Source organism: Bradyrhizobium sp. BR14999, assembly GCF_056106085.1.
In genome coordinates this window covers 5,146,694-5,172,486 of the sequence record NZ_CM148536.1, presented here as the reverse complement: position 1 = coordinate 5,172,486, position 25,793 = coordinate 5,146,694, and the positions used below count along the sequence as shown (strand labels likewise).

Annotated in this window: 22 protein-coding genes and 1 pseudogene; 13 read left to right on the top strand and 10 right to left on the bottom strand. The window is 65.0% G+C overall.

Features of this window, described 5'->3' with window-relative positions; genetic code table 11:
- Positions 1-92 precede the first annotated feature (92 nt).
- Positions 93-1,061, bottom strand: coding sequence for an AraC family transcriptional regulator (locus ACR9YP_RS24115; protein WP_474217258.1), 969 nt, complete (start codon positions 1,059-1,061; stop codon positions 93-95).
- 98 nt (positions 1,062-1,159) lie between these two features.
- On the opposite strand from ACR9YP_RS24115, the gene ACR9YP_RS24110 reads away from it, so the two are divergent.
- Entirely contained in the window at positions 1,160-1,897 is a 738-nt protein-coding gene (locus ACR9YP_RS24110; RefSeq protein WP_474217256.1) for an SDR family oxidoreductase, read from the top strand.
- A gap of 29 nt (positions 1,898-1,926) precedes the next feature.
- Here ACR9YP_RS24110 and ACR9YP_RS24105 read toward each other — a convergent pair whose 3' ends face one another.
- Together ACR9YP_RS24105 and eno are read right to left on the bottom strand one after the other, a co-directional pair.
- The gene (locus ACR9YP_RS24105) at positions 1,927-3,063 is read right to left on the bottom strand and encodes a zinc-binding dehydrogenase (protein WP_474217254.1); all 1,137 of its coding nucleotides are present in this window, start codon (positions 3,061-3,063) and stop codon (positions 1,927-1,929) included.
- Positions 3,064-3,107: 44 nt separating this feature from the next.
- The gene (eno, locus tag ACR9YP_RS24100) at positions 3,108-4,391 is read right to left on the bottom strand and encodes a phosphopyruvate hydratase (RefSeq protein WP_438108097.1); all 1,284 of its coding nucleotides are present in this window, start codon (positions 4,389-4,391) and stop codon (positions 3,108-3,110) included.
- A 174-nt stretch (positions 4,392-4,565) separates the two neighbouring features.
- On the opposite strand from eno, the gene ACR9YP_RS24095 reads away from it, so the two are divergent.
- Both ACR9YP_RS24095 and queF read left to right on the top strand, forming a co-directional pair.
- Complete coding sequence (locus tag ACR9YP_RS24095; RefSeq protein ID WP_438108095.1) at positions 4,566-5,543, top strand: Vgb family protein; 978 nt, start codon at positions 4,566-4,568, stop codon at positions 5,541-5,543.
- Between the two features lie 51 nt (positions 5,544-5,594).
- The gene (gene queF / locus ACR9YP_RS24090) at positions 5,595-6,047 is read left to right on the top strand and encodes a preQ(1) synthase (protein ID WP_438108093.1); all 453 of its coding nucleotides are present in this window, start codon (positions 5,595-5,597) and stop codon (positions 6,045-6,047) included.
- Positions 6,048-6,088: 41 nt separating this feature from the next.
- Here queF and ACR9YP_RS24085 read toward each other — a convergent pair whose 3' ends face one another.
- From ACR9YP_RS24085 to ACR9YP_RS24075, 3 genes are all read right to left on the bottom strand, one after another.
- Positions 6,089-7,297, bottom strand: a complete 1,209-nt coding sequence (locus tag ACR9YP_RS24085) for an MFS transporter (protein ID WP_438108091.1) — start codon at positions 7,295-7,297, stop codon at positions 6,089-6,091.
- Positions 7,297-8,160, bottom strand: a complete 864-nt coding sequence (kdsA, locus tag ACR9YP_RS24080; RefSeq protein ID WP_438108090.1) for a 3-deoxy-8-phosphooctulonate synthase — start codon at positions 8,158-8,160, stop codon at positions 7,297-7,299. The genes ACR9YP_RS24085 and kdsA overlap by 1 nt, the downstream gene beginning before the upstream one ends.
- 117 nt (positions 8,161-8,277) lie before the next feature.
- Positions 8,278-8,604, bottom strand: a complete 327-nt coding sequence (locus ACR9YP_RS24075; protein ID WP_438108089.1) for an NIPSNAP family protein — start codon at positions 8,602-8,604, stop codon at positions 8,278-8,280.
- Between the two features lie 197 nt (positions 8,605-8,801).
- Between ACR9YP_RS24075 and ACR9YP_RS24070 the strand changes: the two genes are divergently transcribed.
- The 3 genes and pseudogenes from ACR9YP_RS24070 to ACR9YP_RS24060 all read left to right on the top strand — a co-directional run.
- On the top strand, positions 8,802-9,476 hold the full coding sequence (locus ACR9YP_RS24070; protein WP_438108088.1) for a response regulator transcription factor: 675 nt from the start codon (positions 8,802-8,804) through the stop codon (positions 9,474-9,476).
- Positions 9,473-10,849: a sensor histidine kinase gene (locus ACR9YP_RS24065; RefSeq protein WP_474217246.1), complete on the top strand. Its 1,377-nt coding sequence runs from the start codon at positions 9,473-9,475 to the stop codon at positions 10,847-10,849. The genes ACR9YP_RS24070 and ACR9YP_RS24065 overlap by 4 nt, the downstream gene beginning before the upstream one ends.
- A gap of 101 nt (positions 10,850-10,950) precedes the next feature.
- Positions 10,951-11,556, top strand: a pseudogene (locus tag ACR9YP_RS24060) (class I SAM-dependent methyltransferase); the annotation flags it as partial.
- Here the strand turns inward: ACR9YP_RS24060 and ACR9YP_RS24055 are convergent.
- The 3 genes from ACR9YP_RS24055 to tpiA all read right to left on the bottom strand — a co-directional run bounded on the left by ACR9YP_RS24055 (position 11,554) and on the right by tpiA (position 14,630).
- Positions 11,554-13,185 carry a CTP synthase gene (locus ACR9YP_RS24055; RefSeq protein WP_128933524.1) on the bottom strand — a complete coding sequence of 544 codons (1,632 nt, stop codon included), beginning with the start codon at positions 13,183-13,185 and terminating at the stop codon, positions 11,554-11,556. The pseudogene ACR9YP_RS24060 and the gene ACR9YP_RS24055 sit on opposite strands and share 3 nt — an antisense overlap.
- Positions 13,186-13,351: 166 nt before the next feature.
- Positions 13,352-13,735, bottom strand: coding sequence for a preprotein translocase subunit SecG (gene secG, locus ACR9YP_RS24050; protein WP_128933523.1), 384 nt, complete (start codon positions 13,733-13,735; stop codon positions 13,352-13,354).
- Positions 13,736-13,874: 139 nt separating this feature from the next.
- Positions 13,875-14,630 (bottom strand): triose-phosphate isomerase, encoded by a 756-nt coding sequence (gene tpiA / locus ACR9YP_RS24045; protein WP_474217244.1) that lies wholly within the window; start codon positions 14,628-14,630, stop codon positions 13,875-13,877.
- A gap of 222 nt (positions 14,631-14,852) precedes the next feature.
- On the opposite strand from tpiA, the gene ACR9YP_RS24040 reads away from it, so the two are divergent.
- From ACR9YP_RS24040 to ACR9YP_RS24020, 5 genes are all read left to right on the top strand, one after another.
- Positions 14,853-16,751, top strand: a complete 1,899-nt coding sequence (locus ACR9YP_RS24040; protein WP_474217243.1) for a SurA N-terminal domain-containing protein — start codon at positions 14,853-14,855, stop codon at positions 16,749-16,751.
- A gap of 14 nt (positions 16,752-16,765) precedes the next feature.
- The gene (gene trpD / locus ACR9YP_RS24035) at positions 16,766-17,779 is read left to right on the top strand and encodes an anthranilate phosphoribosyltransferase (protein ID WP_474217242.1); all 1,014 of its coding nucleotides are present in this window, start codon (positions 16,766-16,768) and stop codon (positions 17,777-17,779) included.
- A gap of 7 nt (positions 17,780-17,786) precedes the next feature.
- Complete coding sequence (gene trpC / locus ACR9YP_RS24030; RefSeq protein WP_474217241.1) at positions 17,787-18,608, top strand: indole-3-glycerol phosphate synthase TrpC; 822 nt, start codon at positions 17,787-17,789, stop codon at positions 18,606-18,608.
- A gap of 1 nt (position 18,609) precedes the next feature.
- The gene (gene moaC / locus ACR9YP_RS24025; RefSeq protein ID WP_474217240.1) at positions 18,610-19,122 is read left to right on the top strand and encodes a cyclic pyranopterin monophosphate synthase MoaC; all 513 of its coding nucleotides are present in this window, start codon (positions 18,610-18,612) and stop codon (positions 19,120-19,122) included.
- Between the two features lie 175 nt (positions 19,123-19,297).
- Positions 19,298-22,018 carry a bifunctional diguanylate cyclase/phosphodiesterase gene (locus ACR9YP_RS24020; RefSeq protein WP_474217239.1) on the top strand — a complete coding sequence of 907 codons (2,721 nt, stop codon included), beginning with the start codon at positions 19,298-19,300 and terminating at the stop codon, positions 22,016-22,018.
- 215 nt (positions 22,019-22,233) lie between these two features.
- Here the strand turns inward: ACR9YP_RS24020 and ACR9YP_RS24015 are convergent, their stop codons facing one another.
- Positions 22,234-23,571 carry a S41 family peptidase gene (locus ACR9YP_RS24015; RefSeq protein ID WP_474217238.1) on the bottom strand — a complete coding sequence of 446 codons (1,338 nt, stop codon included), beginning with the start codon at positions 23,569-23,571 and terminating at the stop codon, positions 22,234-22,236.
- Between the two features lie 318 nt (positions 23,572-23,889).
- Here ACR9YP_RS24015 and ACR9YP_RS24010 point away from each other — a divergent pair, with 318 nt between their 5' ends.
- Together ACR9YP_RS24010 and ACR9YP_RS24005 are read left to right on the top strand one after the other, a co-directional pair.
- Complete coding sequence (locus ACR9YP_RS24010; RefSeq protein WP_091885725.1) at positions 23,890-25,023, top strand: alpha-hydroxy acid oxidase; 1,134 nt, start codon at positions 23,890-23,892, stop codon at positions 25,021-25,023.
- A gap of 14 nt (positions 25,024-25,037) precedes the next feature.
- The gene (locus tag ACR9YP_RS24005) at positions 25,038-25,661 is read left to right on the top strand and encodes an HAD family hydrolase (protein ID WP_474217237.1); all 624 of its coding nucleotides are present in this window, start codon (positions 25,038-25,040) and stop codon (positions 25,659-25,661) included.
- Positions 25,662-25,793 lie beyond the last annotated feature (132 nt).

The window sequence follows — 25,793 nt, the reverse complement described above, 5'->3', positions numbered from 1 at the left end:
CTTGCGGTTTTTCCGCTTTCAACGGCGGCGGGAATAATCCCCCGCTTCGCTCAGAAGGCAAGTCCCTTCTTCCGGTGACGTGCCGTCGCACATCACGATAATTTATTTGGGTTGATGGGGAATTTTTCGGCGATCGCCTGTCTGCGCCAGTATCGCTTCGGTGCATGGCCGTAGACTCGCTTGAAGGCGTGTCCGAAGGCGCTCTCCGACGAGTATCCAAGCTGCGCGGCCGTTGCCGAAACGGTCGCTCCACGTCGAAGAAGATCGCGTGCAAGTCGCATTCGCCATCTAAGCAGGTAGTCGAGCGGCGCCAGCCCCACCAGCGACTTGAACCGCTTCGAAAACGCGGATCGCGACATGGCGATCGCTTCGGACAATGCTTCCAGGGTCCAGGGGTGAGCGGAGTCTTCGTGCATCAGCCTGATGGCCTTGCCGATCCTGGCGTCGACCAGTGCATTGATCCATCCCAAACCCTCGCCGGCACCCTGGTCCAGCGCCGCGCGGAGCACCTGGACGAGCAGGACGTCGGCAAGTCTGTCGGTGAGCACGGCCGCTCCGATTCCCGTCCCCCTGATTTCAAGGTCGAGAATCTCGAGCGTGGAATGAATGACGGCTGCCGATGGACTGCGCGACGGTATGAGCAGAAAGCGAGGGAGCGCATCGAGCAGCATTCCGGCGTCCGACGCTTCGAAACCGAAACTGCCGGCAAGCAGAACGGTATCGCGGCCCGCGTGACGCGCGACATCCGACTGCGTCCAATCGAACGCCGCTATACCGTCTTCGGGAGCAAGGCGTTGGTCGTTGGCCAGAACATAGGCTGGTGCATTGGCCAGAAGAAAGCAGTCGCCGGAGACAAGCCGATGATGGGCTTCGTCGCCGAAATCGATCGAGCAATCACCTCGGATGACCGCGCCGAACTTAAGGGCGGGTTTGGCCGGGAACCGATACGACCAATTGCCGCCCGCCTCGAACCTCGTGCAACGCGCAGCGCGAACGTTCAGGAGCGAGAAGACCTGAGACAGCGGGTCCGAGGTCTTGTGCCTATCCGAGGGTTTGTCCAAGGCTTGATCCGATCTCGACGATTTTCGAGCACTTCGAGCATAGATCATCCTCGATTCCGATGCGAAGGTGATCTCGCAACGAATTGCGTGGAACATCTATGTCAGGCATCGCAGGCAAGGTCATCGCCATCACGGGCGCCAGCAGCGGAATTGGCGAAGCCGCCGCCCGGCATCTCGCAGAACGTGGCGCCATCGTGATCCTCGGCGCACGGCGCGCCGACCGGCTGCAGATTCTGGCCGGGAGCATCGCCTCAAAGGGCGGAAAGGCGTCGTACCTCGTCACCGACGTCAGGCGACGCGAGGATGTCGCCAGGCTCGTCGGACTTGCCACGGACCGATACGGGAAGCTGGACGTCCTGATCAACAATGCGGGGATTGCCCCGATTTCCCGCCTTGACGACCTGAGGATCGACGACTGGGACGACATGATCGACGTGAACGTGAAAGGCGTGCTCTACGGAATCGCCGCCGCCCTGCCCGTCTTCCGACGTCAGGGCTTCGGTCATTTCATCAACACCCTGTCGACCGCCGGCATCAAGATCGTTCCGACAATGGCGGTCTACGCGGGATCGAAGAATGCCGTCAGGGCGATTTCCGAAGGGCTTCGTCAGGAGGCCGGCCCCTCGCTTCGGGTGACAACCATCTCACCCGGTTATGTCGACACCGAACTGCCGTCCTCCATGACGGATTCCGCGTTGCGGGAGCAAGGACAGGCAAGCATGAAGGCGATGGCCATTCCGGCGAGCGCAATCGCGGAGGCGATGGCCTTCGCGATTGCGCAGCCGGATAGCGTGGACGTCGGCGAGATCGTCATTCGCCCCACGGCTCAGGCATAAATTCGATCAGGCCTGGACGCCGTTGCGCGTCACGACTTATTCGGGTTGATGAGGAATTTTTCGCCGGTGGCACGTTTGGCGTACACCGCGATGTTGGCGGGATCGAGCGCCTCGGCAAGCGACACCACCTTGGTGTAGTGGCTGGCGAAGGTGGTCTTGAGCTCGGACGCGACGCGCTGGCGCAGGCGACCGATCTCGGCCGGACCGATCTTCTGGAGGAACGGCGTGAGCAGCCAGCCGCCGACGCCCCAGCTCAGGCCAAACGAGCGGTTCAGCTCGGTCGGGCGCGTGTCGAGGCTGCCGTAGATATAGACCTGCTTGTACACGTTGGAGCCGTAGCGGCTGTATTCCTTCGCGGTCTTGTTGGCCGCGATCTCCATCGCGGTGAGGATCTGGCTCGCCAGCTTGCCGCCGCCGATGGCGTCGAAGGCAATCGTGGCGCCGGTCTCGACCAGCGCGTTGGTGAGGTCGTCCATGAAGCTCGCCGCGCTGGAATCCACGACATGCTTGGCGCCGATCTTGTGCAGGATGTCGGCCTGCTCCTTGCTGCGCACGATGTTGATGAGACCGATGCCATCCTTGATGCAGATCTTGTTGAGCATCTGGCCGAGATTGGAGGCGGCGGCCGTGTGCACGAGCGCCTTGTGGTTCTCGCGCCGCATCGTCTCGGTCATGCCGAGCGCGGTCAGCGGATTGACGAACCAGGAGGCGCCGTCGGCCGCCGTGGTGCCTGCCGGCAGCTCCATGACGTCGCGGACCTTCAGCACGCGATATTGCGTGTACATGGCGCCGCCGATCATCGACACTGTTTTGCCCATCAGCGCCTTCGCCGCATCCGATGATCCGGTCCGGATCACCGTGCCGGCGCCTTCGTTGCCGACCGGCAATGACTGATCGAACCTGGCCGCCATCATCCGCATCGCGCCCTCAGGCATTTTCGCGGTGATCACCGGTGCGTCCTTCGTGCCGGAAGCCTGAGCCGCCGACATGTCGGCGGCCCCGATCAGGAGCCCGAGGTCGGAGGGGTTGATCGGCGTGGCTTCGACGCGGACCACGACCTCATCGTCGGCCGGCTCCGGTGTCGGGACATTCACGAGGGACAATTCCAGCTCGCCGCTCTTCTTGAGCAGCGAACGCAGCTGCAGTCCGGTCTTGCCGTCGCTCATGTCGATCCTCCCCTGTCTGTCTTTTCGCGAGTCGAAGCGCCGGCTTATGCCAGCGCCTTCAGTGCCGCCTTGCCGCCGTAGAGCGCCTGCTTGCCGAGCTGCTGCTCGATACGCAGAAGCTGGTTGTATTTGGCGGTGCGGTCGGACCGCGCAAGGGAGCCGGTCTTGATCTGACCGCAACTGGTGGCGACCGCGAGGTCGGCGATGGTGGAATCCTCGGTCTCGCCGGAGCGGTGCGACATGACCGAGGTGTAGCCGGCCTTGTGCGCCATCTCGACGGCGGCGAGCGTCTCGGTCAGCGTGCCGATCTGGTTGACCTTGATCAGGATCGAGTTGGCCCGGCCCGCTTTGATGCCTTCGGCGAGGCGCTTGACGTTGGTGACGAAGAGATCGTCGCCGACGAGCTGGCACTTCTTGCCGATGAGGTCGGTGAGCTCCTTCCAGCCGTCCATGTCGTCTTCCGACATGCCGTCCTCGATGGTCACGATCGGATAGCGCGCGACGAGGTCCGCAAGGTACTTGGCCTGCTCGGAGATCGAGCGGGACTTGCCCTCACCTTCATAGACATACTTGCCGTCCTTGAAGAACTCGGTCGAGGCGCAGTCGAGCCCGAGCACGATGTCGGAGCCCGCCTTGAAGCCGGCCTTGCCGATCGCATTCATGACGAAGTCGAGCGCCGCGTCCGCCGACGGCAGGTTCGGGGCGAAGCCGCCCTCGTCGCCGACATTGGTGTTGTGGCCGGCCTTCTTCAGCTCCGACTTGAGCGTATGGAAAACTTCCGCGCCGTAGCGCAGGCCCTCGGCAAAGCTCGACGTGCCGACCGGGAGGATCATGAATTCCTGGAAGTCGATCGGGTTGTCGGCGTGCACGCCGCCATTGATGATGTTCATCATCGGCACCGGCAAGAGCCGCGCCGAGGTACCGCCGACATAACGGTAGAGCGGCATGTCGAGCGAGTTCGCGGCCGCCTTGGCGCAGGCCAGCGACACACCGAGGATGGCGTTGGCGCCCAGCCGGCTCTTGTTCGGCGTGCCGTCGAGGTCGATCATGATCTGGTCGATCTGGGCCTGCTGCTCGACATCGAGGCCGCTCAGGGCCTCGAAGATCTCGCCATTGACGGCGCTGACTGCCTTGGAGACGCCCTTGCCGAGATAGCGGGCCTTGTCGCCGTCGCGCAGTTCCACTGCCTCATGGGCGCCAGTCGAGGCTCCCGACGGCACCGCGGCGCGGCCGAGCGCGCCGTCTTCCAGCACGACATCGACCTCGACGGTGGGATTGCCCCGGCTATCGAGGATTTCGCGGCCGATGATGTCGATGATGGCGGTCATGATGTGCACTTCCGTTCGTTAGGGCTGATCGGTGTCGCGGGTCTTACACGGGCCGCAAGCAAATGTGAACGCTTGGACGAGCCGCTTCGACTGACGCATGAAGAACCTCAGATTATGCTCGACGACATCTGCTCCGCGCGTCCAACCTCAATCCTAGACAGTCGAGGTAACGCCATGAATCGCCGCCAGTTTCTTGCCTCGAGCGCCGCCCTCCTCGCCGCCCGCCCAAGTTTTGCGCAGGAAGGCCCGTTCCGGACGAAATACTTCCCGATCAGCCCAGGCATCGGCCTGCACGATCTCACGCCCGCTTCTGACGGCACCGTGTGGTTCACGGCGCAGGGCAAGGGCCTGCTCGGCAGACTCGATCCAAAGGATGGCACCTTCAAGACGGTCAGCCTCGGCCAGGGCGCCGCCCCGCACGGTGTGACCATCGGCCCCGACGGCGCGCCATGGATCACCGAGGGCGGCCAGAATGCGATCGCGCGGCTCGATCCCGGCGATCTCAAGGTCACGCTGTTCCGCCTGCCGGAAAAGTTCGCCTCCGCCAATCTCAACACCGGCGTGTTCGATAAGGAAGGCACCTACTGGTTCACCGGCCAGTCCGGCTATTACGGCCGGCTTGTGCCGAAATCCGGCGAGATGACGGTCTTCAAGGCACCAAAAGGCATCGGGCCCTACGGCATCACCGTCACGCCCAAGGGCGACATCTGGTACGCCTCCCTCGCCGGCAGCTACATCGCCAAAGTCGATCTTGCAAACGGCAATGCACGCGTCGTGCAGCCGCCGACACCGAATGCGGGCTCACGGCGCGTCTGGTCGGATTCAAAGAGCCGGATCTGGGTCAGCGAATGGAATAGCGGCCATGTCTCGGTGCACGATCCCGCCAATGGCTCCTGGAAGACGTGGAAGCTGCCCGGTGAACGTCCCCGCGCCTATGCCGTCTATGTCGACGACAAGGACAAGGTCTGGCTGAGCGATTTCTCCGCCAACGCCATCGTCCGCTTCGATCCCGCGACCGAGCGGTTCAACGTCTTCGCCAGCGACAAGGCCAATGCCAATGTGCGACAGCTCGACGGCAGGCCGGGCGAGCTGTGGGGGTGCGAGTCCGGCAACGACCGGATCGTCATGATCCAGACGATCGCGGCCGGTTGACGGCCGCGACATTTGCGTCCATCCCGGCATCCGAAACAGGATGTGACGACGATGGCGAAGAAATCCCTCCAGCTCGGTCGTGCGGTCGAGTGGCCGCACACACCGGAAGAAGCCCAGCTCGACCGCGTGCCCAATCCGCAAAAGGGCACCGACTATCTGGTGCGCTTCACCGTGCCGGAATTCACCTCGCTCTGCCCGGTGACGGGCCAGCCGGATTTCGCGCATCTGATGATCGACTACGCGCCCGGTGCGTGGCTGCTGGAGTCGAAATCGCTGAAACTTTACATCGCCAGCTTCCGCAATCACGGCGCCTTCCACGAGGACTGCACCGTGATGATCGGCAAGCGTATCGCGAGCGAGATCAAGCCGAAATGGCTGCGCATCGGCGGCTACTGGTATCCGCGCGGCGGCATCCCGATCGACGTGTTCTGGCAGACCGGCCGTGTGCCGAGGGGCCTGTGGGTGCCGGAGCAAGGCGTCGCGCCCTATCGTGGACGGGGCTAGCTCCCATTTTGTCCGACTTGGCGCGGCCCTAACCCTCTCGTTCAGGCCCTCGCATCAGCGGGCGCCCGCTGCTTGAGCAGCCGGGCGCAGAGGAAGCCCAGCACCACCATGATCACGGCGCTCGCGGACAGGGTCGGCATCTTGCCGGCATGCTGGAGGCCGAAGCCATAGGCGAGCGGCCCCACGGTCTGCCCCATGAAGAAGAAGAACGAATGCAGCGACAGCGCGGTGGCGCGCGCCTCGACCGAGAGTTCGCTGGCGAAGACCTGCAGACAGCCATGGGCGATGTAGAAGCCCCATCCCATCACGATGAGATTCAGGGCCTGCACCTCCCAGCGTGGCCCGAAGGCGACGGCAATGAGCTGTGAGGCAACCAACGTCATGCCCGCGATCATCATGCCCTTCATGCCGAGCCACGGCAGCAGGCGCGACACCGTCAGTGTGTAGAACAAGCCGCCGACCGCAAAGCCCGCGATGACGATACCGGCGATCGAGAGCGAGGTCTGCCCGAGCTCGAACAGGAACGAGGCGACATAGGGAAACAGGCCGAGCACGCAACAGCCCTCGATGAACACGGCCGAGTAGCAGACATAGGCGTTCGGATTGGTGAAGATGGTGCGATAGCCGGCCTTCAGCGCCGACAGGCTCGTCTTCGGCGGATGCTTGACCTTGGCGCCGTGAAAGCCGGCGGCGACCGCGATCGAGGCGGCGATCACGAGCACGCCGAGCACTGCGAGCACGCCGCGCCAGCCGAGAAAATCGCCGATCAGCCCGGAGGCCGAGGCGCCGAGCAGATTGCCGGTCATCGCGCCGGCGAGCGTGCGGCTGATCGCGACCTGGCGTTTCTCCGGCCCAACGAGATCGCTGGTCAGGCTCAACGCCACCGGAAACACGCCGCCGGAGCCGATGCCGGCGAGAATGCGGGTCGCAAACAAAACCGAGAACGAGGTCGAGAGCGCGCCGAGGATGTTGGCAAGGCCGAGCAGCGCGAGGCAGCCGATCATCAGCCGCGTCTTGCCGAACAGATCGGCGGCGGCGCCAACGATGGGCTGGATGATCGAGAAGGTGAAGGCGAACACCGCGGCAAAGCCCGCGGCGGTCGCGATGCTGACGCCAAAGTCCTCGGCGACATGCGGCAGCACCGGGTCGAGCGCGCGGGCCGAGAGCGCTGCGGCGAAGCTTGCGCCTGATATGACGTAGAGCGCTGTCGGCAAGCCGTGATCGTGCGGCCGCGCCTCGCCGTGCTGCATCAGCGCGGGCCGGTTTTGACAGATTCTTTGGCGAGCGCGTCGAAGGCCATCAGTCTAGCGATCAGCCCCTCGAACTCGCGCAGCGGCACCATGTTGGGGCCATCGGAGGGCGCGCGATCAGGATCGGGATGGGTCTCGATGAAGACGCCGGCCACGCCAACGGCAACAGCCGCGCGTGCCAGCACCGGCACGAATTCGCGCTCGCCGCCCGACGACGTCCCCTTCCCGCCCGGCTGCTGCACCGAATGCGTGGCATCGAAGATCACGGGAGCGCCGGTGGTGCGCGCCAGGATCGGCAGCGCGCGCATGTCGGAGACCAGCGTGTTGTAGCCGAACGAGGCGCCGCGCTCGGTGACGAGCACGTTGGGATTGTTCGCGCTCGTGATCTTGGTCACGACATTCGCCATGTCCCAGGGAGCCAGGAACTGGCCCTTCTTGACGTTGACGACCTTGCCGGTCGCGGCCGCAGCGAGCAGCAGGTCCGTCTGCCGGCAAAGGAAAGCGGGAATCTGCAGGACGTCGACGGCCGGCGCCACCTCGGCGCATTGCGTGGCCTCGTGCACGTCGGTGAGGACAGGCAGGCCGAGCGAGGAGCGGATTTCGGCGAAGATCGGCAGCGACTGCGCAAGGCCAAGCCCGCGCGCCGCCGATGCGCTGGTGCGGTTGGCCTTGTCGAACGAGGTCTTGTAGACGAGCCCGATGTTCAGCCGCGCCGCGATCTCCTTCAGCGCGGAGGCGACCTCCAGCGCATGCTGGCGGCTCTCGAGCTGGCACGGCCCGGCAATGACCGAGATCGGCAGGTCATTGCCGAATTTGACCGTGCCAATGGTGACGACCGGCGCCGCTGACGTCGAAGAGCTCAAGGCAAATCCCTCGTTTCGGCGCGACCATAGCCCCGATGAGGGTCGGATCAACCCTATTCGGCCAGGGCGGTCAGAATATCAGGGTTGCGCCAGGGTTCCTCGCCGCGCGAGGGATCGCTACTTCACCACTGAGAAGGCGGTCGGCGCCAGGACCTGGCTGACGATGTTGGCGACGATCTGGCCGTCGGCTTCGCTCTCGGCGCGCGCTTTCATCCAGTCGGGATCGGCAATGAACTTGCCCCACTTCGTCTCGCGCTCGGCGAGCGACTCCCAGGCCAGGAAATAGGTCAGCTCCTGGTTGGATTCACCGATCAGCGTGGTGAAGAAGCCGGCCTGCTTGATGCCGTGCTTCTCCCAGATCTTCAGCGTGGCGGTCTCGAACCGCTTGAGCAGTGCCGGCAGGCGGCCGGGCACGCAGCGATACTGGCGCATTTCGTAGATCATTCATGTTCCTCCCTGAACAGGTCCGGCGGTTATAGCGGCTGGTCCCGACGGTGTCGTGAGCCCCGCCCGGTTGCCCCTGTGGCGTTCCGCGCATGGCTGGAGGTCGATCGGGGCCACTCCGCCGCAGCCGGTTCCCGCAATGCTGCCGCAATGATGCGGCCGCTAGAATGGCGCGGTTGAGGTTGAGGTGGCGGATCATGCGGATTTTGCTCGTCGAGGACGAGGCCGAAATGGCCGATGCACTGGCGTCGGCGCTGAAGCGCTACGACATGGTGGTGGACCATGCCCCCTCGCTCGCCGAGGCCGAAGAGGCCATTTCTGCCGATGTCCACGCCGCCGTCCTGCTCGATCGCCAGCTTCCCGATGGCGACGGTCTCGCTTTGATCCCGAAACTGAGGGCGCGCGCCGACGGCGTGCCGATCATCGTGTTGACGGCGCGCGGCGAGCTCGCCGACCGGGTCGCCGGGCTCGACCGAGGGGCCGATGACTATCTGGCAAAACCGTTCGCGGTGGAGGAATTGCTGGCGCGTCTGCGCGCCGTACTGCGCCGGCCCGGCCGGCTGCAGCCCGACATCATGCGCGCCGGCCGCCTCGCCTTCGACTTCGGCCATCGCGAGGCAACCGTCGGCGGGTCTCCGCTCGAGCTGCCGCGGCGCGAGCTGCTGGTGCTGGAAGCCCTGGTCCGCCGCATGGGCCGGACGGTGCTGCGCTCGGCGCTGGAAGAGGCCGTCTACAGTTTCGACGACGAGATCCAGTCGAATGCGCTCGATACGCACGTGTCGCGGTTGCGCCGCAAACTGTCCGAGGCAGATGCGCGCGTGGAGATCCACGGCATCCGCGGCGTCGGCTATCTCCTGAAGAAGCTGCCATGAGCCGGCACAACGACCCATACTGCCTGCGCTCGCGGCTGAGCTGGCGGCTGCTTTCACTGCAGGCCGCCCTGCTCGTCGCTCTCGTCGCCATCGTCGTCGGCGCGCTCTGCGCCTCGGGCTTCGTGCTGACCCAGCGGGACGAGGACCGCGTGATCGACATCGTGCAGCATGCGCTCGCGCGCGATGCCCAGGGTGGCCTCACACTGCGACCGACCGACGAGCTGAAACAGTTGCGCGCAGAGACCCCCGACCTCTGGTTGCTGGTTCGCGACAGGCAGGGGCGTTCCCTCAGTGAGGGCCCCGTCCCGGCCGAATTCGCCGCCATCGGCGGCGCCCTCGACCAGATCAGCCAGGCGCGGCTCGGCTGGCAGCTCTTCGAGGACGATCCGCGCAAGCCGCCGGCACGCCTGAAGCGCATCGACACCGGGGCCGGCAATGTGCAGGTCATCACGGCGACGCAGGGAAAACTGACCAGTGCCAAGGCCGTGTTCACGACGTCGCTCGTGTTGCTCGGCATCGCACTTCCCGGCCTGCTGTTGATGGGGACCGCGACCTTCATCGCAACACCGATGATCTTGCGGCGCGCGTTCAGGGGACTTGATACGACCGCGGACCAGGCGCGGCGGATCGATATTCACCAGCGCGGGGCGCGGTTGTCGGCGGATTACATTCCGCTGGAGGTCGTGCCGCTCGTGACCGCGATCAACGACGCGCTGGCGCGGCTCGACGAAGGCTATGCCCGCCACAAGCGCTTCGTCGCCGATGCCGCACACGAACTGCGCACGCCGATCGCGATCCTGAACACGCGTCTGGAGTCACTTCCGCCGGGACCCGACAAGACTCGCCTGATCGAGGATGCCGCGCGGCTCGCCACGCTCGCAGAGCAATTGCTCGACATCCAGCGACTCGACCGTTGCGGACATCCTTTCGCGCGGGTCGACCTCGTCGCAATCGCCCAGGGCGTCGCCGCCGAGCTTGCCCCGCTTGCCATCGCTGCGGGCTACGAGCTGGCGCTCGACGCACCGGAAACACCGATCGAGACACTCGGCGACACGGCCGCGCTCGAACGCGCGCTGACCAACCTCGTGCAGAATGCCATCCAGCACGGCCCGCGCCGCGGCACGATCGGCATCCGCGTCAGCAAGCCCGCATGCATCGAAGTCACCGACGAGGGCGCGGGCATTCCGCCCGATCAACACGAGCTGATCTTCGAGCCGTTCTATCGGCTCACGCCGCTCGATCGCGGTGCCGGCCTCGGCCTCAATATGGTTCGCGAGATCGTGCAGCTGCATCGCGGCCACGTCTCGGTGCTGGATGGAGCGAACGGCGGCGCATGCTTCAAGATCACATTGCCGCCGATCCGCGCCAATTGATCTTGGTCCGCATCGCCTCCGCAATGCTGTCGCAATGCATTTCCGTGAGATTGCGAGCCGCCTCTGATTTGCGAGGCGCGAAGCAAAATACCGGAGTGCGCATGCCCAACGATTTCCTCTCGTTCTTCCTCGCCTGGATGTCGGCCCCGCGTCAGGTCGGAGCGATCGCGCCGTCGAGCGCGGCACTGGCCGATCTGATCACGCGCGAGATCGACGCATCGACTGGCCCGATCCTCGAGCTCGGCCCCGGCACCGGCGCATTCACCTACAAGCTTTTGAAGCGCGGCGTGCGCCAGGAAGACCTCACGCTGGTCGAGTACGGCTCCGATTTCATGAAGCTGCTGCAGATGCGCTTTCCCGGGGCTCGCGTGTTGTGGATGGATGCTGCCCGGCTCACCACGCATCGTCTCTATGAAGGCGCGCCCGTCGGCGCCGTGGTCAGCGGATTGCCGCTGCTCAACATGTCAATGCGCAAGGTCGTCTCGATCGTCAGTGGCGCATTCAGCTACATCCGCCCGGGCGGCGCGTTCTATCAGTTCACCTACGGCATGAGCTGCCCGGTGCCGCGCCCGGTGCTCGACCGGCTGGGCCTGCGCGCCAAGCTGGTGGATCGGGCGATGCTGAACGTGCCACCCGCTGCCGTCTACAGGCTGACGCGGCGGCCGCGGATCAAGGTCGTCACGGGATCGCATTCGCCCGAGGCTTCAAACCAGCCGGCTCTGCACCATCGCCGCCTGGATGAAGGACGCGAACAGCGGGTGCGGCTCGAAGGGCCGCGACTTCAGCTCGGGGTGGAACTGGACGCCGATGAACCAGGGATGGTCCTCGTACTCGACGATCTCCGGCAGCACGCCGTCGGGCGATAGCCCAGAGAATTTCAGGCCGTGCTGCTCGAGGCGATCCTTGTAGGCCGTGTTGACCTCGTAGCGATGGCGGTGGCGCTCGGATATCTCGGTCGCGCCGCCATAGACCTCTGAGACGCGGCTGCCACGATTGAGCGTTGCCGGATAGGCCCCTAGCCGCATCGTGCCGCCGAGATCGCCGGCCTGCGAGCGCTTCTCGAGCTCGTTGCCGCGCAGCCATTCCGTCATCAGGCCGACCAGCGGTTCCTTGGTCGGGCCAAACTCGGTGGAGTTGGCGTCCTCGATGCCGACGAGGTTTCGCGCGGCCTCGATCACCGCCATCTGCATACCGAAGCAGATGCCGAAATACGGTACGTCGCGCTCGCGCGCGAACTGCGCCGCCTTGATCTTTCCTTCCGCGCCGCGCTGGCCGAAGCCGCCGGGCACCAGGATGCCGTTGACGTGCTCGAGGAACGGCGCCGGATCTTCCTTCTCGAAGATCTCGCTCTCGATCCAGTCGAGATTGACCTTCACTTTGTTGGCGATGCCGCCATGCGACAGCGCCTCGATCAGCGACTTATACGCATCCTTCATGCCGGTGTACTTGCCGACGATGGCAATGGTGACGTTGCCTTCGGGATTGCGCACGCGCTCGTTGATCTCTTGCCAGCTGCGCAGCTCCGGCGGAATCCGCGAGCCGATGCCGAAGGCGGCGAGCACTTCGTCGTCGAGGCCCGCATTGTGATAGGCCTCAGGGACAGCGTAGATGTTGTCGACGTCGCGCGCCTCGATCACGGCGCTTTCGCGCACGTTGCAGAACAGCCCCAGCTTGCGCCGCTCCTCCTTCGGGATCGCGCGGTCGGTGCGGCAGAGCAGGATGTCCGGCTGGATGCCGATCGAGCGCAGCTCCTTCACCGAGTGTTGCGTCGGCTTGGTCTTGAGCTCGCCGGCGCTGGGGATGTAGGGCAGCAGCGTGAGATGGATGTAGACGGCGTGATCGCGCGGCAGCTCGTTCTTGAGCTGGCGGATCGCCTCGAAGAACGGCAGGCCCTCGATGTCGCCGACGGTGCCGCCGATCTCGACCAGCACGAAGTCGTAATCGTCATTGCCGTCAAGGACGAATTCCTTGATGGCGTTGGTGACGTGCGGAACCACCTGGATGGTCGCGCCGAGATAATCGCCGCGGCGCTCCTTGGAGATGATGTCCTGGTAGATGCGCCCCGTGGTGATGTTGTCGGCCTTGGTCGCCGGCCTGCCGGTGAAGCGCTCGTAGTGACCGAGATCGAGATCGGTCTCTGCGCCGTCATCGGTCACGAACACTTCGCCGTGCTGATACGGCGACATCGTTCCGGGATCGAGATTGAGATAGGGGTCGAGCTTGCGGAGGCGGACCTTGTAGCCCCGGGCTTGCAACAGCGCACCGAGTGCCGCCGAGGCCAGACCCTTGCCGAGCGAAGAAACCACGCCGCCGGTGATGAATATGTACCGCGCCATGGGACTTAACCTCTAATCCCTCGAATTCGATTCGCCAAAGCGATTCGTATTCCGCCCCAAAGATTTTGCGGGCCTGTGGGTGATCCAGAACTGAAAGTGGTGACAGTGCCTTGATGGGGACTTTTGCTGCAGGACGGTAGAAGCCGCCCTGCATGGCCCCCCTGCTTTATTGCGAGCGCGGCACCTGCGGGCCGGCGGGCGCCTGGTTCTGCTGCTGCTCGTCGGCCTTCTTCAGCGAATCCAGGATTCCGCCCGAGGTCGGCGGCGCGATCGGCGCCCCGCCGGCCGGCTGGGTCTGCGACGGCTGGCCGATGATCGACGACGGCTTGCGGTCGTAGCCGGCGTACCAGGACAGGAACAGGCTGGTGAGGAAGAAGCCAACGGCCAAAACCGCAGTGGTCCGCGTCAAAAGATTCGCCGTGCCGCGGCTCGACATGAAGCCCGCGCCTCCGCCCATGCCGAGGCCGCCGCCTTCCGACTTCTGGAGCAGGACGGCGCCGATCATGACGGCGACGATCATGAGGTGGATGACGATGACAACGGTCTGCATAGTATCCTTCCGTCACAAGCGGGCGGCGCCTGACGGCGGCCGATCGCGCTTCGCGGGTTTTCCTGAAGTTGCGCGGTGTTACACGATCGGAGGGGGTATTGCCACCCCCGATCGGGCCCGGACCAACGGTTTGAATGAGCTAGGGACAGCCCTTGGCAATCGCAAGGAAATCGGCCGCCTTCAGGCTGGCGCCGCCGACCAGCGCGCCGTTGACGTTTTTCACCGCCATCAGCTCGGCCGCATTCGAGGGCTTGACCGAGCCGCCGTAGAGGATCCGCATCTTGGCACCCTCGGCCTTGAACCGGGAAATCAGGAGCTCCCGGATAAAGCCATGAATTTGCTCGACATCCTGGGACGTGGGGGTCAGGCCTGTGCCGATCGCCCAGACCGGCTCATAGGCTACGACCAGATTGGCCGCGGTGGAGCCGTCCGGCAGCGAGCCGTCGAGCTGGCCACGCAGGATATCCAGGGTTTGGCCGGCATCGCGCTGGCCTTGCGTCTCGCCGATGCAGACGATCGCCGTCGCCCCGGCGCGCCAGGCTGCCTCGGCCTTCTGCCGGACCAGGGCATCGCCCTCGCCGTGGTCGGCGCGCCGCTCGGAATGGCCGACGATGATGGCGGTTGCGCCCGCGTCCACCAGCATTTCGGCGGCGACATCGCCGGTATGGGCGCCGGAGGCCTTGGGATGGCAGTCCTGGGCCCCCACCGCGACCTTCGTGCCCCGCGCCTTGTCGGCGAAGGTGGCGACCAGGGTTGCGGGCGGGCAGACCAGCAGGTCGGCCTTGGCAGCCACGTCCGCCGCGCCGTTGAGCATGGCGTCGAATTCGGCAGCCTGGGCTTTCAGGCCGTTCATCTTCCAGTTGCCGGCGATCAGCGGTCGGATGGCGTCGGTCATGTCAATGTCCAGCAAAATGAGGTTTGTGCATGCGCTAGCAGAGCTGTCGCGGCAGTTCCAGAGACCAGGGGCTTTTAACCGCAGCTTCGAGGCGCCGCATGAGGCGAGGTTGCGGGGGGAAAGCCGCCACTTTATGATGATCTATCAATTTGGTGACGCGCTTTTGCGGAATCTGCATTAAGACGCGCTCCCGTTCCCCTCCTGCCAAACAAGTTGGACCAAATGCTTCGAGGAATGCGCAAGGCCTCATCAAACTGGCTCGGCAAGACCATTATGGCCGTGGTGATGGGCGTGTTGATCGTCAGTTTCGGCATTTGGGGCATCGCCGACATCTTCCGCGGCTTCGGGCAGTCCACGGTGGCCAGGATCGGCAGCACCGAGATTTCGCTCAACGAGTTCCGCCAGATCTACACCGACCGCTTGCAACAGATCAGCCGCCAGTTCGGCCGTCCGCTGACGCCCGATCAGGCGCGTGCCTTCGGCCTCGACCGCCAGGTGCTCCAGCAGACCATCGCCGAAGCCGCCATCGACGAAGAGGCGCGCCGGCTCGGGCTCGGCCAGTCCGACGACCAGATCCGCCAGGTCATCATGAACGACCCCAACTTCAAGGGCGTCGGCGGCAACTTCGATGCGAACCGCTTCCAGGCCGTGATCCGCAATTTCGGCTATACCGAGCAGCGCTACGTCGCCGAGCAGCGCAAAGTGTCGCTGCGCCGGCAGATTACCGGCACGATCGGCGCCGGCCTCGAGCCGCCGAAAACCATGCTCGATGCGTTGACGCGCTTCCAGAGCGAGCAGCGCGCCATTGAGTTCGTCAGGCTCGACGCCGCGCAGGCAGGCCAGATCGAGGCGCCCTCGCCCGAGACGCTCGCCGCCTATTTCGAGGATCACAAGGTCCAGTTCCGCGCGCCCGAATATCGCAAGATCGCCTTCGTCGTGGTCTCGCCGGAGGAGATCGGCAAGTGGTCCGAGGTGTCGGACGAGGACGCCAAGAAAGTGTTCGACCAGCGCAAGGACCGGCTCGGCACGCCGGAGAAGCGCCAGATCCAGCAGATCGTGTTTCCCAACGTGGCGGAGGCGCAGACCGCACGCGAGCGCCTCGTCGGCGGGATGTCGTTCGAGGACCTCGGCAAGGAGCGCGGGCTGAGCGCCTCCGACGTCGATCTCGGGCTGGTGACCAAGTCTTCGCTCGATCCCGCCGTTGGCGATGCCGCCTTCGCGCTTCCTGCAGGCGAGATCAGCCAGCCGATCCAAGGCGGGCTTGGCGTCGCGATCGTCAAGGTCGACAAGATCGAGCCGGGCAAAGAAGCGGACTACGCAAGCGTTGCGGGTGAGATCAAGCGCGAGATCGCGACCGAGCGCGCGCGCGTCAAGGTCGCCGATCTCCGCGACAAGATGGAGGACGAGCGCGGCGGCGGCTCCAGCGTGATCGACGCGGCGCAGAAGCTCGGGCTCACGGCGGTAACCATCGACGCCGTCGACCGTTCAGGCCGCGCCCCGAACGGCCAGCCGGTCGCCAATATTCCGCAGGGCCTCGACGTGGTGTCGCAGGCCTTCAACACCGACGTCGGCGTCGACAACGACTCGATCTCGTTCAAGGGCGGCTTTGTCTGGTACGACGTCATCGCGATCACGCCCTCGCGCGACCGCAATCTCGACGAGGTCCGCGACCAGATCGAGGCGCGCTGGCGCCAGGACCAGGTCGCGGCCAAGCTGAAGACCAAGGCGACCGAGATGGTGCAGAAGCTCGAATCCGGCGGCAAGCTCGCCGATGAAGCTGCTGCGATCGGCGCCAAGGTCGAGACCGCGACCGGCTTCAAGCGCGATGACTCGCCTGCCGGCGTACCCGCAACCGTCGTATCGGCCGCCTTCCGCACCGCCAAGGACGGCGTCGGACAGACGCCCGTGAGCGGCGGCAGCGAAGTGATCGTCTTCCGCGTCACCGACATCGTCGAACCCGTGGTCGACGCCGCTTCCGACGCGGTGAAGAAGCTGAAGGACAGCCTCGACCGCGCGCAGACCGAGGAGCAGGTCGCTTCCTACGTCAACAAGCTTGAAACCGACATCGGGACCACCATTAATCAGGCCGCCTTCGCGCAGGTGACCGGCGCGAACCAGTGAGTTGAAAGCACGCGATGGACGACCTGAAATCGATCATTGGAAAAGTGGCGACCGGCGCCAGCCTGTCGCGTGACGAAGCCGCCTCCGCCTTCGACGCCATGATGTCGGGCGAAGCCACGCCCTCACAGATGGGCGGCCTGTTGATGGCGCTCAGGGTGCGCGGCGAGACCGTGGACGAGATCACCGGCGCCGTTACGGCGATGCGCTCCAAGATGCTGGCCGTGACGGCGCCGCCTGACGCCGTCGACATCGTCGGCACCGGCGGCGACGGCTCCGGCTCGGTCAATGTCTCGACCTGCGCCTCCTTCATCGTCTCGGGCGCCGGCGTGCCGGTGGCCAAGCACGGCAACCGCGCGCTGTCCTCGCGCTCGGGCGCCGCCGACGTGCTGGCCTCGCTCGGCGTGAAGATCGACCTCAGGCCCGAGCAGGTCGGACATTGCGTGCGCGAATGCGGCATCGGCTTCATGTTCGCCCCCGCCCACCATCCCGCCATGAAGAACGTCGGCCCGACCCGGGTCGAGCTTGCCACGCGCACCATCTTCAACCTGCTCGGCCCCCTGTCCAATCCGGCCGGCGTCAAGCGGCAGATGGTCGGCGTATTCTCGCGGCAATGGGTGCAGCCGCTGGCGCAGGTGCTCAAGAACCTCGGCTCGGAATCCGCCTGGGTGGTGCACGGTTCCGATGGCCTCGACGAGATCACCCTGACCGGCCCGACCTTCGTCTCCGCGCTCCACAATGGCGAGATCCGGAATTTTGAGGTGACGCCGGAGGAGGCCGGCCTGTCGCGCTGCGAGACTGGCGCACTCAAAGGAGGCGACGCCGAGGCCAATGCGATCGCGCTGCAAAGCGTCCTCGACGGCAAGCCGAGCCCCTATCGCGACGTCGCGCTGATCAACGCTGCCGCCGCGCTGGTCGTGGCCGGACGCGCCAAGGATCTCAAGGAGGGCGTTGCGATCGGCGCGAAGTCGCTCGACAGCGGCGCCGCAAGCGCGCGGCTTAAACATCTGATCGCGGTCTCGAACGGCTGAGCCTGACATGTCGGATATCCTGACCAAGATCGAAGCCTACAAGCGCGAGGAGATTGCTGCGGCCAAGCGCGCGCAGCCGCTCTCGATTGTCGAGGCACAGGCCAAGGCGCAAGCCGCACCGCGCGGCTTCATGCGCGCGATCAAGGCGAAGCACGCCAATGGCGACTACGCGCTGATTGCCGAGATCAAGAAGGCCTCGCCGTCGAAGGGATTGATCCGCGCCGATTTCGATCCGCCCAAGCTTGGCAGGGCCTATGAGGCCGGCGGCGCGGCCTGCCTTTCGGTGCTGACCGACACGCCGTCGTTCCAGGGCCATCTCGACTTCATGGCGGCGGCGCGCGCGGCAACGTCACTGCCGGTGCTGCGCAAGGATTTCATGTTCGACACCTATCAGGTGGCGGAGGCTCGCGCGCATGGCGCCGATTGCATCCTGATCATCATGGCCGCGCTCGACGATGCGACCGCCCGGGATCTCGAAGATGCTGCCTTCGCCTATGGCATGGATGTGCTGATCGAGATCCACGACCGTGCCGAGCTCGACCGCGCGCTGAAACTTCGCTCGCCGATGATCGGCGTCAACAACCGCAATTTGCGCACCTTCGAGACCACGCTTGCGACCAGCGAGGCGCTGGCGCCGCTGATCCCTGCGGACCGTCTGATGGTCGGCGAGAGCGGCATCTTCACAGCCGCAGACCTTGTGCGGCTCGAGCGCGTCGGTATGTCGACCTTCCTGGTCGGCGAGAGCCTGATGCGGCAGGCCGACGTCACCGCCGCCACGCGCACGCTGCTCGCGCGCGAGACGGCACCGCGCGCGACGGGCACGCGCTGACATGGCGCGCAAGCCTTCCAAGTCCAAGTCCGAGAAGGCCGGCCCTGCCCTCACCCATATCGGCGCCTCGGGCGAAGCGCGGATGGTGGACGTGTCGGACAAGCCCGCGACCGAGCGGCTTGCGGTGGCGGAAGGCCGGGTCATCATGACCAAGGCGACGCTCGATCTGATCGTGTCCGGCAACGCCAAGAAGGGCGACGTGCTCGGCACCGCGCGCATCGCCGGCATCATGGCGGCCAAGCGCACCTCCGAGCTGATCCCGCTCTGCCATCCGCTCGCGCTGTCGAAGGTCACGGTCGACATCGAGCCGGATGCGAAACTGCCGGGCTGCCTCGTCCGCGCCAGCGTGAAGGTCACTGGTTCCACCGGCGTCGAGATGGAGGCGCTCACGGCGGTCTCGGTCGCCTGCCTCACCATCTACGACATGATCAAGGCGGTGGAGCGCGGCGTGCGCATCGAGGGCATCCATCTCGTCGAGAAGCTCGGCGGAAAGTCCGGCCATTACCGCGCCTGAAGCGCGTATTTCAGCGACCGACCTCCTGCGTCGCGCGCATCGGTTGCCTTTGTGCCCGGCCGTTCATATCGCGTTAACCGCGCTTCCTAACTTCGCCTCCACACCGTTCCCGTAAACCAACGGATGTTTCCGGGGCCAAGAATTGATCCTGGCGTGTGCACGGCAATGATCCAGCATGATGACGAGATTCGGCAGTCGCCTCTTTGACCAGGCCTTCGCGCGCAGCGGACCGATCCGCTGGCTGGTGGTTGGCGGCACGCTGCTGATCGCGGCGATCGCCGTCGGCGCGACGCTGATGGCGCAGAATTTCCGTGAACGCGCGCTGCGCAACTCCGGCCGCGAACTGGAAAACACCGTGCTGTTGCTCGCCCATCATTTCGACCAGCAATTGCAGGATTTCGCGGTCATCCAGAAGGATTTCGTCGACCACGTCCGCGCCACCGGCATCAATAATGCGGAGGATTATCGCAAGCGCCTCGCGGGCCAGGACATCCACCGGATGCTGCGCTCGAAGATCGAGGCGCTGCCCTACATGGGCGGGGTCAACGTCATCGACGCCGAAGGTAATCTGGTCAACTCGTCGACGGCATGGCCGGCCCCGAACGTGAACGTTGCCGATCGCGCCTATTTCCGCACCTTCAAATACGATCCCTATTCGCCTGACGTGCTGATCGAGCCGCTGCACAGCCGCATCTCGGGCGCCTGGACCATCCTGATCGTCCGCAAGATCCTGGGACCGAACGGCGAGTTCCTGGGCGCCGTCGGGCGCGGCATCGAGCCCGCCAATTTCGAGAAGTTCTTCGCTTCCGTCGTGCTCGGCGAAGGCGCGTCGATCTCGATGCTGCATCGAGACGGCACGCTGCTCGCCCGCTATCCCCTATCCAGCGAATTGATGGGGCGGAATTTCAAGACCGGCCCGTTCTCGCATCAGAGGGTTTTCGGGCTCGATCACTTCGCCGGCCGCTTCGTGAGCCCGATCGATGGCGACGACCGGCTGATCTCCTCGCGCGCCCTGCCCCACTTTCCGATCCTGATCATGGCCACCATGACGCGCGCGGCGGCCCTGGCGGACTGGCGCGAGCAGATCGGCATCCTGATCTCGGTCGCCGCCTCTTCCGCGCTCGCCATCGCCGGCGTGCTGATCGCGATCGTACGCAAGCTGCTGGAGCAGCACCGCCTCTCGCGGAAACGGCTGACGCTGGAAAAGCAGCGTCTCGACCGCGCCGTCAACAACATGACGCAGGGCCTCCTGCTGTTCGACGCCGAGCGGCGGCTCGTGATCTGCAACCAGCGCTACATCGAGATGTACGGACTGTCGGCCGAGACCGTGAAGCCCGGTTGCAGCTTCCACGACATCATCGCCCATCGCAAAGCGACGGGCTCGTTCACCGGTAATGTCGACGACTACGTTGCGCGCGTGCTGCGCGACATCCACCTGCGCAACTCCATGGTGGTCGACACCTCCGACGGCCGCTCGATCCAGATCGTCAACGAACCGCTCGCGGACGGCGGCTGGGTCGCGACGCATGAGGACATCACCGAGCGCCGGCGGACCGAGGAACGCATCACCCACCTCGCCCATTACGACGCGCTGACCGACCTGCCCAACCGCGCCATGTTCCACGAGCATCTGCGCGAAGAGCTGGGTGCCATCGCCGACGGCGAAGAGATCGCGGTGCACTACATCGACATCGACGAGTTCAAGGGCGTCAACGATGCACTCGGTCATCTCGTCGGCGACGAGCTGTTGAAATCGGTCGCACAGAGCCTTCGCCGCTGCGCAGGTCCAATGGACTTCGTGGCGCGGCTCGGCGGCGATGAATTCGCCATCGTACAGAGCGCAGTAACATCGCTGGAGGAGGTCAACGAGCTCGTCGCACGGGTGTTCGAGACCATTCGCATGCCATTCGATTGCATGGGCCATCATCTCACCACGGACGCCAGCATAGGCATCGCCCTTGCACCGAGACACGGGACCGCGCTGGACCAGATCCTGAAGAATGCCGATATGGCGATGTATGCGGCCAAAGCCGCCGGCCGCCGCACCTATCGCTTCTTCGAGCACGAGATGGACGCCAAGGTCCGCGAGCGGCGGCAGCTCGAGATCGACCTGCGCCACGCCATCGCTCATGGCGGCCTCGAGGTCTATTATCAGCCCTGCCTCGGCCTGAAGGACGACCGCATCACCGGATGCGAGGCGCTGGTACGCTGGCGCCATCCCGAGCGCGGCATGGTCTCACCGGCCGAATTCATCCCGATCGCCGAAGACACCGGCCTGATCAACGAGATCGGCGAATGGGTGCTGGCGACCGCCTGCAGGGATGCAGCAAACTGGCCCGACGACATTCGCCTCGCCGTCAACGTCTCGCCCGTGCAGTTCAAGAGCGGCACGCTGGCGCTGAAGATCATGGCAGCGCTCGCCGCTTCCAATTTGCCGGCGAGCCGGCTCGAGCTCGAAATCACCGAGGCCGTGCTGATCCGTGACGACGACGCAGCGCTCACGATCCTGCACCAGCTTCGCGCCATCGGCGTGCGCATCGCGCTGGACGATTTCGGCACCGGCTATTCGTCGCTGAGCTATCTGCACCGCTTCCCCTTCGACAAGATCAAGATCGACCGCTGCTTCGTCGACGACATCGCCGGCCCCGACGGCTCCGCCAGCATCGTCCAGGCCGTCGTCAACCTCGCGGCCGCCCGCCGCATGACCACCACGGCCGAGGGCGTCGAGACCGAAGAGCAGCAGCGCCTGCTTCGCGCGCTTGGCTGTTCCGAGATGCAGGGCTATCTGTTCAGCGCCGCGAAACCCGCCGACAAGATGCTGGAGCTGTTCGCACTGCATCGCAGCCGTCTCGCCCAGCGCGGTGGCGAGGAAATCCGCCGCCGCGAGGCGGGCTAGGTTTTCGGCTGAACGGCCTGATCCCTCCGGGTTGACGGCTTCATCCCCGCGATGAAGTGCTGGAGGAGCGTGACCGCGCTCGCCGCTGGGCCGAGCGCGACGGCCGCTACGAGGCGACGTTTGCCGCCATGAACCGGAGCTGAGACGGCAGCCCCAAACGAAATCGCCCGGGAGCGGTGATCCACTCCCGGGCGAGTCCAGAGGCGTCGCAAGAATTAGTTCGGCACCGCCGCCTTCGACCCGGGCTTGGCGGCAACCGCATTCGCGGTGACGCCGTGCAAGAAGTCGAAAGCCGTATGCAGGGCTTTGTCGTCCTTCTCTTCCGGCGGGACGTAGGATTGTGACCCGGTCTGCTCGGTGCCGTCGGCGGCCGACAGATGCCCGCGCATCTGGGATTCCGCCATGGTGTCCATCCGGCCCTTCAGCTCGGGCGGCACGTCCTGGAGGATCTCGATGTCGGGCGCGATGCCCTGGGCCTGGATCGAGCGGCCCGACGGCGTGTAGTAGCGCGCCGTGGTCAGCGCCAGCGCACCGTTGCCGGCGCCGAGCGGAATGATCGTCTGCACCGAGCCCTTGCCGAACGAGCGCGTACCGATCAGCGTCGCTCGCTTGTGGTCATGCAGCGCACCGGAGACGATCTCCGAGGCCGAGGCCGAACCGCCGTTGATCAGCACGACCAGCGGCTTGCCCTTGGTGAGATCGCCGCCATGTGCCGTGAAGCGCTGGGTCTCCTCCGGATTGCGCCCGCGGGTCGAGACGACCTCGCCGCGCTGAAGGAATGCGCTCGACACCGAGACGGCCTGGTCGAGCAGACCGCCTGGATTGTTGCGCAGGTCCATCACGTAGCCTGCGAGCTTCTCCGACGGGACCTGTTTGGAGATCGACGCGATCGCCTTCTTCAGGCCGTCGGTGGTCTGCTCGTTGAACGAGGTGATGCGGATATAGCCGATGTCGCCGTTCTCGACGTGGAAGCGCACCGGGCGCACATGGATGATCTCGCGGGTGATCGCGACGTCGAGCGGCGCGTCGGCGCCCTTGCGCACGATGGTGAGCTTGGTCTTGGTGTCGACCGGGCCCTTCATCTTGTTGACGGCCTGCTCGAGCGTCATGCCCTGCACGGCCTCGCCGTCGATCTTGCTGATGAGGTCGCCGGACATGATGCCGGCCTTCGAGGCCGGCGTATCGTCGATCGGCGAGACGACCTTGACGAGGCCATCCTCCATCGTGACCTCGATGCCGAGCCCGCCGAACTCGCCGGAGGTGGTCTCCTGCATCTCGGTCCAGGCCTTGGCGTTCATGTAGCGCGAATGCGGGTCGAGCGAGGTCACCATGCCCGTAACCGCGCCTTCGATCAGCTTGGCATTGTCGGGCTTCTCGACATAGTTCGCCTTGACCCGCTCGAACACCGCGCCAAACAAGTTGAGCTGGGAATAGGCATCATCCGCGCTCGCCGCCGCCCGTGCCGCCCACACGCCGCCGTGGGGACTGGCTACCAGAAGGGTCAGACACGCTCCCGTGAGCGCGCCCAGGGGGAACAGCAGGTTTTTCCGCATGGATTGACTGGCCTTTTGCTTAGCGGTTCTCTTGAGGGCTTGTCTCTCGGGCTTGGAAGCCGCCATGCAAATGGCGATCCAAGTCACGTCTCACAACACCATTCTGGTTTCTTCAAGGCCGGCCCGCCGTGCCGGCGGTACGGCGAAGAAATCCCTTCGCCGCGGCTTAAACTTTTGGCAACGTTCCGAAACCATTTTGCGCAAAGCGGACATCGGTCGGCCGCCCACGCCTCGCAGTTATGCGATTTTAGGATGGTTTTGCAGGGCCAGACGCGATAGGCGATGGCGATAAGACTTCAAATTCTCGGGAGGACAACAATGAACGACGCGCCCCGCATCCGGCCGGAAAGGAACGTCGAACTCGGCGCCAGCAACGAGCCGTTCCAGAACCTGCACGAATTCATCCGGAAAGCGCGCGCCAACCTCAACCAGAATGCCTGGGACTACATCGTCGGCGCTGCCGAGACCGAGACCACGATGCGCCGGAACCGGATGGCGCTGGACGAGATCGCCTTCCGCCCCCGCGTGCTGCGCGATGTTCGCAAAGTCGACGGCTCGGTCGAGCAGCTCGGCCGCAGGATGCGGCTGCCGGTGGTGCTCGCCCCCGTCGGTGCGCTGGAGATATTCGATCCCGACGGTGCGGCAAGCGTGGCGCGTGCCGCTGGCACCTTCGGTGCGGCGCACATGTTGAGCTCGGTGTCCGAGCCCGGCCTGGAAAAGACTGCCGAGGCCGCGCCCGACGCGCTGCGGCTCTATCAGCTCTATGTCCGCGGCGACGATGCCTTCGTCGCGGATGTTGTCAGCCGCTCCGAGAAGAACGGCTATGCCGCATTCTGCCTGACCGTCGACACCGCCCATTACAGCCGTCGCGAACGTGACATCGCCAAGCGCTACGTTCGCGAAAGCCGCCTGCGCGCGACCGGCGGTGACTACCAGAAGGGTCTGGAATGGCGGACCGTGAAGATGATCAAGGACAAATTCAGGATCCCGCTGATCCTGAAGGGCATTGCCACCGCCGAGGACGCACAGATCGCGATCGATCATGGTGTCGAGTGGATCTACGTCTCCAACCATGGCGGCCGTCAGCTCGATCATGGCCGCGGCGCCATGCATGTGCTGCCTGAAATCGTCGAGGCCGTGAAGGGCCGCGCCAAGATCATGGTCGATGGCGGCTTCTGCCGCGGCACCGACATCGTCAAGGCGATCGCGGCAGGCGCCGACATCGTCGGCATCGGCCGGCTGCAATGCTGGGCGCTGGCGGCGGCCGGCGAAGCCGGCGTGATGCGAATGCTGGAACTGCTGGAAGATGAAGTGCTGCGCTGCCTCGGCCTCTTGGGTGCCACCTCGTTCGCCGAGGTCGACAAGTCCTGCCTGCATCAGGCGACCGCAACGAATGCGCCGAGCGTGTTCAGCGCGTTCCCGCTGTTCGACCACGACCCTTATCGATACTGAAGTGAAAGGACACGATGACCTCGCTCTCTCCCGGCAGCGCCGATGCGCTCCTGTTCGATCTCGGACGCGTGGTGCTCGACATCGACTTCTCCAAGGCGATCGCCTGCTGGGCGGGACATGCCGGCTGCCAGCCCGAGGCCATCGTCGCGCGCTATGTGCGTGACGAGGCCTACCGGCTGCACGAGGTCGGCAAGATCAGCGACGAGGACTATTTCCAATCGCTGCGTTCATCGCTCGGGATCGGCATTTCCGATGCGCAGTTTCTGGAGGGATGGAACGCGATCTTCGCCGGCGAGATGCCTGACATCGCCGAGCTCTTGCCGCGCGCTGCAAAGCAGATGCCGCTCTATGTCTTCTCCAACACCAACCGGCCGCATGTCGACTATTTCTCGAAGGAATATGCGGACCTGCTCGGGCATTTCCGCGAGCTCTATTTGTCGTCCAGCATCGGCCTGCGCAAACCGGATCCGGAGGCGTTCGACCATGTCGTGAGGGCGATCGGCGTGCCGGCCAGCCGAATCGTGTTTTTCGACGACCTTGCCGAGAACGTCGAAGGGGCGCGGGCGCGCGGATTGACGGCGGTGCATGTCACCTCGCCCGGTGATGTCGGCAACGTCTTGCGAGCGTTGGGAATTTGACTGCCGACGCCCCGGCCGGATCTGGTTGGGTTCCGAGGACCAAATCTGCTTGGGATGCGGAACCAAATCACTTTGTGCATTTTTGTACAAAGTTCCGGGAACAGAAATACTTCCTCCGGACTCTATGAGTCC